Source organism: Aeribacillus sp. FSL K6-1305 (genome assembly GCF_038050115.1).
Lineage (GTDB): Bacteria > Bacillota > Bacilli > Bacillales > Aeribacillaceae > Aeribacillus > Aeribacillus composti.
Genome location: NZ_JBBOQV010000001.1, coordinates 1,176,115 through 1,191,054, shown reverse-complemented (window position 1 = coordinate 1,191,054; position 14,940 = coordinate 1,176,115). Strand labels below are relative to the sequence as shown.

The following is a 14,940-nucleotide window of genomic DNA, read 5'->3' as shown; positions in this document are numbered from 1 at the left end:
AAAAAAAATAAAAGATGGCGGATATCAGCTCTTTCGCCGATTTCCGCCATCATCAATTCTAAAGGCTTTAGACAGAGCCTTTTAATCATTCGAAGCTTTTGCCCGGCCTGCAAGAAGAACAAAATAGCACAACAGCCCGAACAAGCAGGAAATAAATAAAGCATGTGCCAAGGCAAGATAAAGATTTAAATCAGACAAGATCACGGATATGCCGGATAATGCTTGGAGAAGAATGAGAATGAAAGCTATAATCCAACCCCAATACATCACTTTTTGATCTTTATAATGTTTTATCGCATGAATAGTGGCAACCGCAATCCAAATAAACAGCAAGCCTGCTGCAAAGCGGTGGCCCATTTGCACCCATTCATGGACGGTTTGCGGGAACAAGCGATTTTCGCTGCAAAAAGGAATGCTTGGACAAGCTAGACTTGCGCCTTTATGCCGAACATATGCACCTGTGTAAATGACAATATAACTGTAAGTAATAATGCCATAAATATGAAATCGCATTTTTTTCCCAATGACAGCATTATCTGCGTCAAATTTTTTATCAACTTCAAAAATCAGCAGAGTAAGCAGCAAAACAGCTGCAAATGAAATGAGGGAAATTCCAAAATGAAGTGCAAGAACGGCATCGGATTGCCCCCATACGACAGCTGCAGCACCGATTAGCGCCTGCAAAACAATAAAAAAGATGGCCAGAAAACAAAGCAGCTTTGTTTCTTTTTTATGCCCGATCGCTTTCCAAGCCCAAATAACAAGACATAAAACAAGGATTCCTGCAATTCCGCTCACAAGTCGGTGTGAAAGTTCAATGATTGTTTCTAATGTCAAAGGGTCTGGAAGAACTTTTCCGTGGCAAAGCGGCCAAGACCGGCCGCATCCTTGAGATGATCCTGTTTTTGTTACGAGTGCTCCACCAATTAAAACGAATAGCATGACGATTGTTGTCACGACGCCAAGCCACTTTAATAAATAGTGCATGTCTCATTCACCTTCTAACATCTTTAATAAGTTTAAAAAGCCGAAAGAAATTCCATAATGGGTATAGAAACATCAAACTTCGAAACAAATAGTTTCTTGTAGAATCAGAAAAAGCTTGAATATTCAAAAGGAGTTTGCTAGAAATATTATGGGGAAGGCATTTTGCCGAAACGTTCGACCAACTATTATTATAATCGGAAAATATTTTATTTTTAACCGCTTCACAATTTCGACAAACTTTATTCGCGAAATGTACACAAAAAATTGACGAATTATGGTTTAATACTATATGAATGCTTTTTTGTCTCGTGTTTTTTTTATATGATAGAGGCAAACGCTAAATGGTCTCAGATAGGAGGCCGTCCCAGAGGAGGTCATTCAATTGGGTAATACAAGGGGCGAAGTTGTTTTAAACGATCGGCAAGAAATAGAAGTGGCAACTTCCGCTTGGAAAGATTTTTTATCATTAATTAAAATCGGAATCGTCAACTCCAATTTAATCACCACTTTTACCGGAATATGGTTGGCATTATATTTCAGCGGTAAAAGTTTTCTTGAAAATATAGATATTGTTGTGTTTACATTGCTTGGAACAGCAGCTATTATTGCTGGATCTTGCGCAATCAACAATTTTTATGACAGAGATATTGACCATGTAATGGAAAGAACAAGATTACGCCCAACCGTAACGGGCCGTATAAGCTCGTTTCAAGTATTGCTGCTGGGGACCGGCTTCATTTCCATTGGAACGATTTTGCTTCTAATGGTTTCTGTTTCCGCAGCCGTCATTGGTTTGTTAGGCGTGTTTTCCTACATAGTGCTATACACGATGTGGACAAAACGCCAATATACGATCAATACGGTAGTCGGCAGCATCGCTGGAGCTGTTCCGCCGCTGATTGGATGGGCTGCAGTTGATGATTTAAATATCATTGCATGGATTTTATTTCTAATCATGTTTATTTGGCAGCCGCCTCATTTCTTGGCACTTGCGATGAAGCGTTCGGAAGAATACCGTAAAGCTGGAATTCCGATGCTTCCAGTTGTTCATGGCTTTGAGGTGACGAAAAGACAAATCATTGTTTGGGTTGCCTGCTTGCTGCCCCTTCCTTTTTATTTGTTTAGCCTAGGCATTGGCTTCATCGTTTTGGCTACTGTATTGAACATTATTTGGTTGATTTTGTCATTAATTGGACTGAAAATGAAAAATGATTTAAAATGGTCTAAGTGGATGTTTATCTATTCAATTAACTATTTAACCATTTTGTTTGTGGCTATGGTTGCCTTTTCAATAATTTAACGTTCGGTAGTAATTCTTTCTAGATAAGAATTTATTCATAGAAGGAATTCTTCATTTTTTCTTTATGAACAGGATTTAACAAAGAAAGAGGGGTTTGATTTAGCGATGAAAAAGCTGAAATGGCGTCTTTTGTTACTACTTTCAGTCATGACGCTCGTATTGTCAGGCTGCGGCGAACCGTTTATTTCCACGCTGATTCCAGCTGGAGAAGTTGCCGATGAACAATTTTCGCTCATGATGTTGAGTACGGCAATCATGGTGATTGTTGTTGCAGTCGTAACGATTATTTTTATTTATGTCTTAATGAAATTCCGCCGGAAAGGAAGCGATAAAATTCCGGTACAAGTGGAAGGAAGCCATAAGCTTGAAATCATTTGGACTGTTATTCCTATATTATTGCTGATTGTATTGGCAGTTCCGGTAGTTGCTTCCACCTTTAATTTGGCGGATACCGACCCAATGAAAAAAGCGTTGGCAGACGATAAAAATGGAGGAAAAGATCCTCTTGTTGTCAATGTAAGAGCAAGTTTGTATTGGTGGGAATTTGAATATCCTGGCTATGGAGTCATTACAAGCCAAGATTTAGTCTTGCCGACAGATGAAAAAGTTTATTTTAACTTAAAAGCATCAGATGTGAAGCACTCATTCTGGATTCCTCCAGTTGGTGGTAAAATCGATACAAACACAGATAATGAGAACCAGTTCTGGTTAAAAATTGATTCAAAACGTGCGAAGGAAGCTGAAAACATTTTTTACGGGAAATGTGCTGAATTATGCGGACCATCTCACGCATTGATGGACTTTAAAGTGAAGGCGGTTTCCCGAGATGAATTTAATTCTTGGATTAATAAAATGAAAAATTTCAAAGCTGAAACTGTTGCTCAAACAGCGTCTGCAAAACAGGGAGAACAAGTGTTCAAAGATAAAGGCTGTATCGGCTGCCATGCAGTATCACCAGCTGATAACCGACCTGAACAAGCACGCACGGCACCTAACTTAGCTAACTTTGCTGATCGTGAACGAGTAGCCGGCATCTTGGAGCACAATGAAGAAAATATTAAAAACTGGTTGAAAGATCCTGAAAAATATAAACCTGGCAACACAATGACAGGCACATACGGTAAGTTGACTGAAGAAGAACTTCAAGCATTAACAGATTATTTACAAAGCCTATCAGTTGAAAAGTAATGCTCACTAATTATAAAAGGGAGGTTACATCGTGAGTACGTTAGCTCGGAAAAAAGGGTTCTGGCCAACGGTTTGGGACTATTTGACAACTGTTGACCATAAAAAGATTGCCATCCTTTATTTAATCGCTGGAGGACTCTTTTTTGTAATTGGTGGAATTGAAGCGCTTTTAATGCGTATTCAATTGGCCATCCCAGAAAATGACTTTGTCAGTGCAGGTACGTTTAACGAATTGATGACAATGCACGGTACAACGATGATATTTTTAGCAGCTACGCCGTTATTGTTTGCATATATGAACGCAGTTGTTCCACTCCAAATTGGAGCTCGTGACGTTGCGTTTCCGTTTTTGAATTCTTTAGGCTTTTGGTTGTTTTTCTTTGGCGGTGTTTTCTTAAATTTAAGCTGGTTTTTAGGCGGGGCACCTGATGCTGGCTGGACGGCATACGCATCAGTGGCCTTGAATTCTCCTGGACATGGAGTAGACTTTTATATACTAGGGCTGCAAATTTCCGGTATAGGAACATTGATCGCCGGGATCAACTTTATTGTTACGATTATTAATATGCGTGCTCCCGGAATGACATACATGCGGATGCCATTGTTTACATGGACTACATTTGTGTCATCATCGCTCATTTTGTTTGCGTTCCCTCCGCTAACTGTTGGAATTGCGCTTTTAATGTTTGACCGTTTATTTGGCGGGAACTTTTTCAATCCGGCTTTAGGCGGGAATACGATCATTTATGAACATATTTTCTGGATTTTTGGGCACCCTGAAGTTTACATTTTAGTTTTGCCGGCATTCGGAATTTTTTCGGAAATTATTCCAACTTTTGCTCGGAAAAGATTGTTTGGGTACACATCAATGGTGTTTGCAACAGTATTGATCGGATTTTTAGGATTCATGGTGTGGGCGCACCACATGTTTACAACAGGTCTTGGTCCGATTGCCAATGCGATTTTTGCGGTTGCAACTATGACAATTGGTGTGCCGACAGGAATTAAAGTGTTTAACTGGCTCTTTACGATGTGGGGCGGAAGCATTCGCTTTACGACACCGATGCTTTATGCAGTCGGCTTTATTCCTTCGTTTGTTATGGGTGGTGTGACTGGAGTCATGCTCGCTGCTGCTCCAGCCGATTATCAATACCATGATACTTACTTTGTTGTTGCACACTTCCACTACGTAATCGTTGGTGGTATCGTATTTGCTATTTTGGCTGCTGCCCATTATTGGTGGCCAAAAATGTTTGGAAAAATGTTAAATGAGACGCTTGGTAAAATAACATTTGTATTATTTTTCATCGGTTTCCATTTAACGTTCTTTATCCAGCATTTCCTTGGTTTAATGGGAATGCCGCGCCGCGTGTTCACATTCTTATCAGGCCAAGGCTTTGACACTGGAAACTTGATCAGTACAATAGGTGCGGTTCTGATGGGAGTAGCCGTAGTCGTTCTCTTGATCAATGTTGTGGTTACTTCTGTGAAGGGAGAAAAAGTAGGTGCAGATCCTTGGGAAGATGGACGTTCACTAGAGTGGGCAGTCGCATCACCTCCACCTGAATACAACTTTAAACAAACTCCGCTTGTTCGAGGATTAGATCCTTTATGGATTGAAAAAATGGAGGGCAAAAAAGGCTTAACACCTGCTGAACCGCTAAGCGATATTCATATGCCGAACTCTTCAATCTTGCCGTTTTTTATTTCATTAGGCTTATTCATTGCCGCTTTCGGCCTCATGTACCACAATGACTATTCGTGGGGTGTGCCGGTTGCGATTATCGGCTTTATCATTACGTTCGGTACGATGTTTTTACGCTCGGTTATTGATGACCACGGATACCATATTCATAAAGAGGATCTTTTAAAAGATGATAATGGGGGGGTTCGGGCATAATGCAAGTAGAAGAAAAATTAACGGCTGAAACGTTTCCTGAGCAGCCAGAAAAGGCCACCCTCGAAGGGAAAAATAAGTTTATAGGTTTTTGGGTTTTCTTAGGCGGCGAAACTGTGTTGTTTGCCACGTTGTTTGCTACGTTTCTTGCGTTGAGAAATTCCACCGCTGGTGGAGCCTCAACGCAGGAGCTCTTTGATATCAAATTAGTATTTGTAGCGACAATGCTCTTATTAACAAGCAGTTTGACAAGTGTCTATGCAATTTATCATATGAAAAACTTTCAATTTGGCAAAATGCAGTTCTGGTTTGGTGTCACCGTATTATTAGGTCTTGCATTCTTAATTTTGGAAATTTATGAATTTAACCATTATATGCATGAATATGAATTTAAGTTGACAAGCAGTGCGCTTGGTTCAGCCTTTTACACATTGGTAGGAACGCACGGTGCGCACGTTGCCTTCGGGCTTCTCTGGATCACAACGCTGATGATTCGAAATGCAAAACGCGGATTAAACTTATACAACGCTCCTAAATATTACGTCGCAAGCCTTTATTGGCACTTTATCGACGTTGTTTGGGTATTTATATTCACAGTTGTATACTTAATGGGAATGGTGGGATAACGATGGTGAGTGAAAATTCTCGTAACCCAAAAGTTGATTTAGCGTTTCGCCGCAAAAAAAATGCGGAAGAAATGAAGCACCAAGTCGTTTCATTTGCGTTAATGATCTTTTTAACGATTGTAGCTTTTATTACAGTAGGATATGATGGAATCGACGAATGGTTGAAAGTTCCATTTATTGTACTGCTTGCATGCATTCAAGTCATTTTCCAGCTGTATTATTTCATGCATATGAATCATAAAGGACATGAAGGACCACAGTTTTTCATATGGTCAGGTATTTTTGTCACATTTTTGACGGTTCTTGCCTTTATGACAATTGTCTGGTGGTAAAACACTCTTTATGGAAGCAATCAGTTTTAACTGATTGCTTCTTTTTTTAAAGGCAATATAAATCTGCTTGCTGAAAGAAATGTAAATTCATAGAACGTTCATTGAAAAAAGAAAAGGAAAGCATGTATAATGAAATGGAATCGACTAGATCGATGATTGAAAGGATTGATTCAGTTGAGTTTAGATATATTTGGCTTTCGCGCTATGTGGAGTCCGCTGTTTTTTATATTTTGTGTTATTTTAATTGTGCTTTACTTATTATTAACCGATTCGCTTCGTCACTATTTTAAAAATTCTGAACCGGTCAGCTTAAAGCAAAAATTAGTGTTTATATTGGCAATCGTTCTCCTTTATGTCAGCAAAGGCAGCCCGCTTGATTTGCTCGGGCACATTACATTTACAGGTCATATGGCTTCAATGGCGATTTTGTTTCTAATTGTAGCACCGCTTTTGATTATCGGCGTTCCTGAATGGTTATGGAAGGCTGTTATGGAAAAGCCGGTCATAAAACCTGTTGTAAAATTTTTCACTAAACCGATATTGGCAATGATTTTGTTTAATTTATTTTTTTCCTTGTATCATGTGCCGTTTATTTTCGATACATTAAAATCAAATTATATTTATCATGAGGCTGCTACTACTTTTATTTTCGTTTTTGCCTTTTTTATGTATTGGCCATTGATTGGAAAAAGTCCAAATTGGCATCCAATTGGGGGTCTGAAAAAAATTGCCTACATTTTAGGGAACAGCGTTTTAATCACACCAGCCTGCGGTTTAATCATTTTTGCAGGTGCGCCGCTGTTTGAAACATATTCGAATCCGGAGGCGTGGGTAAAGACTTTAAGCTTATGTGTTCCTTCTGATACGTTGGCTGGGTTGTCTTTGTCAGGCCCGCAAATGTTTAGCGGAATGCCGCTGCTTGAGGATCAGCAGCTTGGCGGCATTATTATGAAAGTGATCCAAGAGCTTGTGTACGGAACATTTTTAGCTCATGTATTTTTTGAATGGGCGAAAAAAGAAAGAGAAAAAGACGACATTGATGTGCAAAATTTGTCTCCTGAACCAAATAAATAAAAAAAACTGCAGGTTATTTACCTGCAGTTTTTCAAACAGTTAAGCTTTCAATCGCTTCTTTTGCCCGCTTTAACAGTTTTTCGCTCGACTCAACGATGACGGCTGGAAAATGTTCATCCTCTCCATATTCGACACCATGAGGATAATAATGTTTCCCTAATATTGGAGTTAGCAATTTAATAAGTGCGTAGCGGCCTCCCACATCGCCTTCAATACAATATCCTTGTACTCTTAAATAAAAAACATCGCCCTTATGCTCAAATTTTTTGTCAAACGTCACACGGTCATAATCCCATTGGCCGGCAAGGATAAAACCTAATTCTGTCAACGCATCCTTAAGGTGAGACAATTCCACCGTCAGCCCTTCCAGGCCGATTTGTTCAAATTTCATATGTATTTCCCTCCTAAGCGCTTCGAACAAAAAATTGATTTCTCTCTACTGTTTAATAATAGTATGAATAATTAAAACATGCAATGTTATATATATAGCATTTACACAATGTTCAAATAAAATTCGGTATTCAAATGGAGAGCGAATAAAGAAAATCGAAATTTCCCATAATAGATCAAAAAGCATAAGAGGTGTCCTCATTGAAAAAGGTAAAGGAAATTATGTTAACAAATTGTATTGTTTGCACACCGTTAGATAATGTGTTTGAAGCGGCTGTGAAAATGAAAGAGTCAAATGCTGATGCCGTTTTAATCGTTGAAAATGATCAATTAGCAGGAATCATAACCGATCGTGATCTTGTGACAAAAGGAATTGCAGAAAAACGTCCTGGTTCTACGAAAATTACGGATGTAATGAACGACGATGTTGTTACGATCACTCCTGATGCATCAGCAGAAGACGCAGCTGAGATGCTTGCAGCTCATCATATTCATCATTTGCCGGTTGTTGAGGATGGAAAGGTTGTTGGCATTATAACAGAACGTTGTTTTACATGATGAGAAGACAAAAACTACACCATTAAAAATGAGAGAAGTGAATTTTTCATGAAATGTTTGCAAAATTTCCCCATTTTTGATTAAAATGACTTAAAACAGAATATATAAGAAACAAAGAAAGAAGAGGGGAATTGAACTGAAAAGAGTTACAAGAATTATATTGATATTTGTAATTATTACATTAACATATATCGTATATGTCACCTTTCAAAAGGAACCAGTACTGCTTCCGGAACGGCAAAATTTTCAAGAGAAAACGGACAAAGAAATAAAAGTGGGGGAAGGAGTTATCTCATTTGTCGGAAGATCTTCCAAAGAAGTACTAAAAACTTTTGGCAAACCTGATCGGATTGATCCATCAAGATACGATTATGAATGGTGGATATACCGAGATGATTTGCAGCAATACAAGCAATTCGGTGTTTTAAACGGAAAGGTCGTTACAGTTTTTGCTATTGGAAAAGAAGTAAATGTAGATCCGTTTCAAATTGGCCAGCCGTCTACCCAAGTATTTCATATTGTCGCTCCCAATTCATTTGTCACAGCAGATATTGGTTTAAACTCATATCGGTTCGAGCTGTCGGAAGATGACCTGAATGTCAGGCCGACAGTCCGTTTGAATGATGATCTTTATGTTCAGTTGTATATGGATAAATTCACTGGAACGTTATCGAGCATTAGAGCTTTTGATGTTCAAACATTAGTAAAACAGCGTCCATATGAAGTTGTATATAGAGGCGAGCTTTTAGCGGCAGAGCCTATAACAGAGGAAGAGCAGCGGAAAATTGAGTACGGGGAAGAACAACAAATTGTTGACATAACGAATGTAATTCGAACAATAAATGGTTTAAGTCCTCTTAAGCAGGAAGAAAGCACAGCGAAAGTCGCCTATTCTCACAGCAAGGAAATGAGTGAAAAAGGATATTTTTCTCACGTTTCGCCTAATAGAGGCTCTCTTTCCGATCGTTTGACATCTGCTGGGGTTCATTTTGAAATGGCTGGTGAAAATATTGCGCATGGATATATGGATGGAATTGACGCGGTCGAAGGCTGGCTGAATAGTGAAGGACACCGAAAAACGCTTCTTGATGAACGGTTCACACATATAGGGGTAGGAGTGTATGAAAAATTTTATACGCAAAATTTTATTGCAAAGCGGGCCAAATGAAGAGGCTCGCTTTTTCATTTTATCACCAATTTTTCCGTTATCGATATATTAAATATAAGAAAAACGTTTATGAGGTGATCGCATGAAAACAAAATCGTTATCAAAACTCGAATTGTTTAAACAATTTATTAAAAAACATCCAAAATTAATAGAAGAAGTCCGCAAAGAAAAGAAAACATGGAAGGAGATTTATGAAGATTGGCAGCTTTTAGGTGAGGAAGATCCTTTGTGGAATAAATACCGATCAAACAGTATGAAAAGCCGTAAACATCAACAAGGTGACTTTCTGAAAAATATTTTACAAACTTTTCAGCATTTAGATGTGGAGACGGTAAACGAACATTTATATAAAATGAATGATGCGATTTCAACCATTCAAAATCTTTTAAAAGAGATCGAGAGCAGCCGCAAATCAGATCCAAATCATTCGCATCCCTTATCGTTTAGAAAGGATTAATAACAATGAGAAAGGACTTGTATTTATATATTCAACAAAATCCCCTTTTAAAGCAATACATTCGCGAAAAGCCATATTGGTACCGCACCTTGACTAGACATCCTGAATTTCTTGAGAAAATGGAAATTAGCATGGCAAATGACTATTATCTAACTCTGCCGCATAAAATAGAAAAATTTTCGAATTCTATTCAAATGATGTCGATGATGCTGGCGATGCTGCAAGCATTTCGCGAAAATTAACGGTTCAAATGTGTTTGTACGAAAGTAATCATTTTTCCTAATGGAATGAAAAAAACGGGTTTTTGTTTGTATTCCGCATTCAGCAGCTTCCGAATTTGTGAATGACGCGTCAGCGTCTTTTTTATTTTAAGCACATGTTTTTACATAAAGTGTTGAAAATATATGAAAAAGGAGGCATCATGATTATGCAAATGAAATGGCTCGCAATGCTGACGCTTCTCACGGTTATGGCGGCTTGTTCCCCAGAAAAACCGGTACCGGAAGGAAATAAAAAAGACAGCATCGTTCCGACAGAAATTCATGAATCCGACAGAAATGCCATTGAAACGATGAACAGCCAAATAAGAAAATTTCAAGTTCGTCATCATGTAGAAGGAAACAACGTTTATGTAGAATGCTATGTGCCTGATTTTACATTTAACGGTGAACGGAACACGAAAAAAGAAGGAGAAGGTCATATCGTATTATATATTGATGGAAAGAAAAAAAGTGATATTTATTCTGCTGCATTTATTATAAAAGGATTGTCTAAAGGGCGGCACACAATCAACCTGGAATTAGTATATAATGATTCAACCAGCTATCAATTGAAAAAAGAATGGATTGTAAATATATGAGAAACGCAGGCGTTGTAAATAAGATGATGTTCGTGCTACAATCAATATTGGAGGTGTGATCTTAATGGTTACGTCAATGGAAAGCGTTCTGCTTTTAGATGAAGCGGAAGCTTTAGCAAAAATGATAACAGAATCAGAACTTGCGATCGAATATCGGCGTTCATTATATAATTTGCAAAATGATCAAGAAGCTCAAACAATTATTCAAAAATTTGTCAAAATAAAAGAGCAATACGAAGATGTCATGAGATTTGGCAAATATCATCCTGATTATAATCGAATTAAAAGCGAAATGAGGGAAATTAAAAGAGAACTTGATTTAAATGATAAAGTCGCTGCATTTAAAAAAGCGGAAAAAGAAATTCAAAAACTTCTCGATGAAATCAGCATGTATATCGGACGAGCTGTTTCAACAGCCATTAAAGTTCCGACTGGAAACCCTTATTTTGAAATGATGCCTAGCTGTGGATGCGCATCAGGCGGAGCATGCGGCTGTTCAGCTTAAACGGGTTTAGAAGCAAAGGAAAAGGAGAATCGGGATGTTTGAAAAAAGACAGGGAATTATTGTTTGGCTGCATTCTTTAAAATATGTAAAAAGTTTGCGGAAATTTGGAAACATTCATTATGTTTCAAAAAAAATGAAATATGTTGTTCTTTATTGTGATAGAGAACAAATAGACGAAATAATGGACACCATTGCATCATTTTCTTTCGTAAAAAGGGTCGAACCTTCTTACAGGCCGCTTTTAAAAATTGAATTTGAATCAAAAGTGGATAAAGCAAAAGAATATGATTATAAAATTGGATTATAAATAGGACAGCCGAGAATTTAGGCTGTCCTACTATTGTAAAGAAGGTATGTATCGGTTCATCCGCAATATGCCGATTAAATGCTGGTAATACAATTCAACATCAGAAAATTGGTCTGAAGGCTTTACAACAAGCTCGATCAGCTCATGACCATATGTTTCGGCAGCCTGTTGAAAAAGTTCAAATCGTTTGTTCGTTTTTTTCTGCGGATTTGGGATCCCTTCCCGGCAAATATAAAGAGGCTGGAAATCACCTATCTCCGTCGGTTTTAACACAATGACGAACGAACAAACCTCTTTTCCATTTTTTACTGTATAAAGGACTAGAAAGTGCGAAATCCGGTCTTGATTTCTTTTTGCGATTTCCAATAATTCGTATATATCTGAATATCCTTCTCCTAGTTCAATAAATCGCTGGATCATTTTTATCCTTCCTCCAATGGGTATTTGGTTGCTAAATTCATAAGCTAAATGTATTGCGCTTTTGTCCGTAAATAAATGTATCATGAAAATGGAAGAATTGAAAGAATAAAAAAAAGCCTGCAGATTGGATCTGCAGGATCCTTCCTAGCTTTGAAGCAAAATCTTCAAAGCAGAAGGGAAAGGGAGAGGAGAAACCGGAGGAAGAACTTATGGGGAAACGTAAGTCTTCTCCGCGGTTGGCAACAACACCATCACAACTGATGTTGTCACTTTCATTATGGTCAATTGGCAAAAAATTATACTCGCTTCTGCAAAAAAACAGCTGTCAAATTTAATTGATGATCTTACATTTTCTATGTTAATATTATTCCGAGCCAAAAGGAATTTTGTCAAGTTGTGGTGAATGGTATGAGAGTGGTTTCCGGTGCATTAAAAGGACGAGCATTAAAATCGGTTCCTGGAAAGACGACAAGACCGACGACAGATAAAGTAAAAGAAGCAATATTTAACATGATCGGACCATATTTTGAAGGGGGACTTGCTTTAGATTTGTTTGCCGGCAGCGGCAGTCTTGGAATAGAAGCTTTATCAAGAGGGATAGAATGCTCTATTTTTATTGATAAAGATATGAAAGCGATTCAAACGATTCGAGAGAATTTAGAAAATTTAAAGTTAAACGACTGTTCTGAAGTATATCGCACCAGCGCTGATCAAGCGTTAAAAGCTGTCAGCAAACGCGGGCTGAAGTTTCGGATCATATTTCTGGATCCGCCTTATAAAAAACAAAAATTAGAATCTATTCTAAAGGTAATTCATGAGCAGTCTTTATTGTCAACGGATGGTGTCGTTGTGTGCGAGCATAGCTATGAAGTAACATTGCCAGACCAAGTTTTATCACTTGCAAAAACGAAGTCTGAGCGATATGGTATAACAAGTGTATCTTTGTATCAAAATGTTTGAAGTCGGATGGGGGTATTTATTTTGGCAAGCATTGCAGTCTGTCCGGGAAGCTTTGATCCCGTTACATATGGACATTTAGACATCATAAAGCGGGGGGCAAATGTATTTGAAAAAGTGTATGTTTGCGTTTTAAACAATTCTTCAAAAAAGCCGCTATTTACTGTAGAAGAAAGATGTGAGCTGCTGAGAAAGGTAACGGGCAACTTACCGAACGTATACATTGAATCCTTTCAAGGGCTGCTCGTTGATTATGCGAGAAGCAAAAATGCGAACGCTATATTGAGAGGCCTTCGGGCTGTTTCTGATTTTGAATATGAAATGCAAATCACATCAGTGAACAGAGTGCTGGATGAAAATATAGAAACTTTTTTTATGATGACAAACAATCAGTATTCGTTTTTAAGTTCAAGTATTGTTAAAGAAGTCGCTAAATACGGCGGAAAAGTTTCTGAGCTTGTACCGTATGAAGTGGAAGAAGCATTAAAGAAAAAATATGAGCATATGTATAAAAAATAATTTTTTGAGGTTCGGAAAATTTTGGTTTCCGAACCTTTTCTTATGTTCCACTTTTATTTCTTAAACGAAAGTAGTAAATCAAAATATACACAATGAGCGTGCAAATCGTGATAACGGGGCCGACTTTGGAAAGGAGCAGCCAATACTCCGTGAGAAAGCTTGGAGTTTTTTCAAATATAAATGCCGGTGCATAACCTTCATTCTTTGACAATAGATCGATATATAAAGGCTTGAATAAGATCAAAGCAGAGAGGCTTGAAAAAATCCCTTGCATAATGCGGGCGAAGAAAAAAGGCTTAAAGCGGATGTCTGTTTCTGCTAAAATGCTTGCCACTTGTGCTTGAACGGAGAAGCCGCTGAATGCCAATATAAAGCTTGTGATGATCACCTTATCCAGCATGGCGGCTTGTGCCTGGCTTGTAAGCTGGCTGCCTAATGTTATTTCAAACAGTCCGGAAAAAAACGGAACGGAAAGCTCAGTCGGTATATGAACAAGAATAAACAAAGACGATATGAAAGTTGCTGCTATGTCCGCCACATGAACGATGCTTAAAATTTGATTTAATACCGAAAACAAAATGATAAAGCCCCCGATGACGAGCAGCGTTTGGACAGAATTGAGAACGGCATCCCCGAGCATTTTTCCAAGAGGTTTTTCATTTTGCATTCTCATTTCGTGCATAAGCTGAAACGCTTTTTTAAATGATGGCTTCGAATGTACTGTTTCCTTTTGCAGCTTTTTTTCATCTTTTCCCCAAAATCTCATCGTTAGCCCGACGAAAACATTTCCTAAATAATGCGAAACGGCCAGCAGCAATCCGAGATTTTTATCTTGAAAAAAACCTATTGACACAGCTCCGAAAATAAATAGAGGATTTGAAGAGTTGGAAAAAGACACAAGCCTTTCCGCTTCATGTCTTGAGATCTGGTTTTCTTGTCTTAATCTTGCAGTCAATTTTGCCCCGGCGGGGAATCCGGAAGCCATCCCCATTGCCCAAACGAATCCCCCTGCTCCTGGAACTTTAAAAACGGGCCGCATAAGCGGTTCTAAAAACACGCCGATAAAACGGACCACACCGATTGATATAAGAATTTCCGAGACAATAAAAAAAGGCAGCAAGGAAGGAAAAACAATGTTCCACCACATATGTAATCCCCGCTTTGATGCCTCAAGTGAGGCGTCAGGAAAAAAAATAATCGTGCAGGTGATAAAGAAAATAACGGTTGCGTATAAAGCAGTTTTAATTTTTGCCTCTTTCAATTGTTATGCCCCCTATTGAAAACTGCACACGTATAAGCTGACATGATAGAATGAATAAGAGGTTTTCGTACAACCTATAATTCAATATACGTGAATAGGGTGGCATTTTAGACCATATGATGAATAACAAATTCA

Annotated in this window: 19 protein-coding genes; 15 read left to right on the top strand and 4 right to left on the bottom strand. The window is 38.2% G+C overall.

Going from position 1 to position 14,940, the window contains the following annotated elements; all coding sequences use genetic code 11:
* Positions 1 to 81 precede the first annotated feature (81 nt).
* Positions 82 to 987: a COX15/CtaA family protein gene (locus NST97_RS05610; protein WP_063388531.1), complete on the bottom strand. Its 906-nt coding sequence runs from the start codon at positions 985 to 987 to the stop codon at positions 82 to 84.
* Positions 988 to 1,414: 427 nt separating this feature from the next.
* On the opposite strand from NST97_RS05610, the gene cyoE reads away from it, so the two are divergent.
* From cyoE to ctaG, 6 genes are all read left to right on the top strand, one after another.
* Positions 1,415 to 2,287 (top strand): heme o synthase, encoded by an 873-nt coding sequence (cyoE, locus tag NST97_RS05605; protein ID WP_339195788.1) that lies wholly within the window; start codon positions 1,415 to 1,417, stop codon positions 2,285 to 2,287.
* A 105-nt stretch (positions 2,288 to 2,392) separates the two neighbouring features.
* Positions 2,393 to 3,475, top strand: coding sequence for a cytochrome c oxidase subunit II (gene coxB / locus NST97_RS05600; RefSeq protein WP_063388529.1), 1,083 nt, complete (start codon positions 2,393 to 2,395; stop codon positions 3,473 to 3,475).
* Between the two features lie 31 nt (positions 3,476 to 3,506).
* Positions 3,507 to 5,375, top strand: coding sequence for a cytochrome c oxidase subunit I (ctaD, locus tag NST97_RS05595; protein WP_327856253.1), 1,869 nt, complete (start codon positions 3,507 to 3,509; stop codon positions 5,373 to 5,375).
* On the top strand, positions 5,375 to 5,998 hold the full coding sequence (ctaE, locus tag NST97_RS05590) for a cytochrome c oxidase subunit III (protein WP_339196679.1): 624 nt from the start codon (positions 5,375 to 5,377) through the stop codon (positions 5,996 to 5,998). The genes ctaD and ctaE overlap by 1 nt, the downstream gene beginning before the upstream one ends.
* A 2-nt stretch (positions 5,999 to 6,000) precedes the next feature.
* A complete protein-coding gene (gene ctaF / locus NST97_RS05585) occupies positions 6,001 to 6,330 on the top strand; it encodes a cytochrome c oxidase subunit IVB (RefSeq protein ID WP_063388526.1) in 330 nt (109 codons plus the stop codon).
* Positions 6,331 to 6,504: 174 nt separating this feature from the next.
* A complete protein-coding gene (gene ctaG, locus NST97_RS05580; RefSeq protein ID WP_063388525.1) occupies positions 6,505 to 7,404 on the top strand; it encodes a cytochrome c oxidase assembly factor CtaG in 900 nt (299 codons plus the stop codon).
* Between the two features lie 31 nt (positions 7,405 to 7,435).
* Here ctaG and NST97_RS05575 read toward each other — a convergent pair whose 3' ends face one another.
* Entirely contained in the window at positions 7,436 to 7,795 is a 360-nt protein-coding gene (locus NST97_RS05575; protein ID WP_144597729.1) for a YugN family protein, read from the bottom strand.
* A gap of 200 nt (positions 7,796 to 7,995) precedes the next feature.
* Here NST97_RS05575 and NST97_RS05570 point away from each other — a divergent pair, with 200 nt between their 5' ends.
* From NST97_RS05570 to NST97_RS05540, 7 genes are all read left to right on the top strand, one after another.
* Positions 7,996 to 8,352 carry a CBS domain-containing protein gene (locus NST97_RS05570; protein ID WP_341343019.1) on the top strand — a complete coding sequence of 119 codons (357 nt, stop codon included), beginning with the start codon at positions 7,996 to 7,998 and terminating at the stop codon, positions 8,350 to 8,352.
* A 136-nt stretch (positions 8,353 to 8,488) separates the two neighbouring features.
* A complete protein-coding gene (locus NST97_RS05565) occupies positions 8,489 to 9,520 on the top strand; it encodes a CAP domain-containing protein (protein ID WP_340882526.1) in 1,032 nt (343 codons plus the stop codon).
* Positions 9,521 to 9,602: 82 nt separating this feature from the next.
* Positions 9,603 to 9,977: a YlbD family protein gene (locus NST97_RS05560; protein WP_063388521.1), complete on the top strand. Its 375-nt coding sequence runs from the start codon at positions 9,603 to 9,605 to the stop codon at positions 9,975 to 9,977.
* Positions 9,978 to 9,982: 5 nt separating this feature from the next.
* Positions 9,983 to 10,219: a YlbE-like family protein gene (locus tag NST97_RS05555; RefSeq protein ID WP_063388520.1), complete on the top strand. Its 237-nt coding sequence runs from the start codon at positions 9,983 to 9,985 to the stop codon at positions 10,217 to 10,219.
* Between the two features lie 185 nt (positions 10,220 to 10,404).
* Positions 10,405 to 10,836, top strand: coding sequence for a hypothetical protein (locus NST97_RS05550; protein ID WP_341343018.1), 432 nt, complete (start codon positions 10,405 to 10,407; stop codon positions 10,834 to 10,836).
* 64 nt (positions 10,837 to 10,900) lie between these two features.
* Entirely contained in the window at positions 10,901 to 11,341 is a 441-nt protein-coding gene (locus NST97_RS05545) for a YlbF family regulator (protein ID WP_063388518.1), read from the top strand.
* Positions 11,342 to 11,375: 34 nt separating this feature from the next.
* The gene (locus tag NST97_RS05540; RefSeq protein WP_063388517.1) at positions 11,376 to 11,648 is read left to right on the top strand and encodes a YlbG family protein; all 273 of its coding nucleotides are present in this window, start codon (positions 11,376 to 11,378) and stop codon (positions 11,646 to 11,648) included.
* 30 nt (positions 11,649 to 11,678) lie between these two features.
* Here NST97_RS05540 and NST97_RS05535 read toward each other — a convergent pair whose 3' ends face one another.
* On the bottom strand, positions 11,679 to 12,068 hold the full coding sequence (locus NST97_RS05535) for a DUF7147 family protein (protein WP_130156241.1): 390 nt from the start codon (positions 12,066 to 12,068) through the stop codon (positions 11,679 to 11,681).
* Positions 12,069 to 12,476: 408 nt separating this feature from the next.
* On the opposite strand from NST97_RS05535, the gene rsmD reads away from it, so the two are divergent.
* Together rsmD and coaD are read left to right on the top strand one after the other, a co-directional pair.
* Positions 12,477 to 13,028, top strand: coding sequence for a 16S rRNA (guanine(966)-N(2))-methyltransferase RsmD (gene rsmD / locus NST97_RS05530; RefSeq protein WP_066251986.1), 552 nt, complete (start codon positions 12,477 to 12,479; stop codon positions 13,026 to 13,028).
* A gap of 21 nt (positions 13,029 to 13,049) precedes the next feature.
* On the top strand, positions 13,050 to 13,544 hold the full coding sequence (gene coaD, locus NST97_RS05525) for a pantetheine-phosphate adenylyltransferase (RefSeq protein WP_063388514.1): 495 nt from the start codon (positions 13,050 to 13,052) through the stop codon (positions 13,542 to 13,544).
* Between the two features lie 40 nt (positions 13,545 to 13,584).
* Here the strand turns inward: coaD and ylbJ are convergent, their stop codons facing one another.
* Positions 13,585 to 14,805, bottom strand: a complete 1,221-nt coding sequence (ylbJ, locus tag NST97_RS05520) for a sporulation integral membrane protein YlbJ (protein ID WP_339196668.1) — start codon at positions 14,803 to 14,805, stop codon at positions 13,585 to 13,587.
* Positions 14,806 to 14,940: the final 135 nt, after the last annotated feature.

What these genes read in the sequence shown, in the direction of transcription:
- NST97_RS05555 (WP_063388520.1), top strand. Translation starts at nt 9,983, where the DNA reads ATGAGAAAGGACTTGTATTTATATATTCAACAAAATCCCCTTTTAAAG.
- ctaF (WP_063388526.1), top strand. Translation starts at nt 6,001, where the DNA reads ATGGTGAGTGAAAATTCTCGTAACCCAAAAGTTGATTTAGCGTTTCGC.
- ctaE (WP_339196679.1), top strand. Translation starts at nt 5,375, where the DNA reads ATGCAAGTAGAAGAAAAATTAACGGCTGAAACGTTTCCTGAGCAGCCA.
- rsmD (WP_066251986.1), top strand. Translation starts at nt 12,477, where the DNA reads ATGAGAGTGGTTTCCGGTGCATTAAAAGGACGAGCATTAAAATCGGTT.
- NST97_RS05610 (WP_063388531.1), bottom strand. Translation starts at nt 987, where the DNA reads ATGCACTATTTATTAAAGTGGCTTGGCGTCGTGACAACAATCGTCATG.
- NST97_RS05545 (WP_063388518.1), top strand. Translation starts at nt 10,901, where the DNA reads ATGGTTACGTCAATGGAAAGCGTTCTGCTTTTAGATGAAGCGGAAGCT.
- NST97_RS05535 (WP_130156241.1), bottom strand. Translation starts at nt 12,068, where the DNA reads ATGATCCAGCGATTTATTGAACTAGGAGAAGGATATTCAGATATATAC.
- coxB (WP_063388529.1), top strand. Translation starts at nt 2,393, where the DNA reads ATGAAAAAGCTGAAATGGCGTCTTTTGTTACTACTTTCAGTCATGACG.
- NST97_RS05550 (WP_341343018.1), top strand. Translation starts at nt 10,405, where the DNA reads ATGCAAATGAAATGGCTCGCAATGCTGACGCTTCTCACGGTTATGGCG.
- NST97_RS05560 (WP_063388521.1), top strand. Translation starts at nt 9,603, where the DNA reads ATGAAAACAAAATCGTTATCAAAACTCGAATTGTTTAAACAATTTATT.
- NST97_RS05540 (WP_063388517.1), top strand. Translation starts at nt 11,376, where the DNA reads ATGTTTGAAAAAAGACAGGGAATTATTGTTTGGCTGCATTCTTTAAAA.
- NST97_RS05575 (WP_144597729.1), bottom strand. Translation starts at nt 7,795, where the DNA reads ATGAAATTTGAACAAATCGGCCTGGAAGGGCTGACGGTGGAATTGTCT.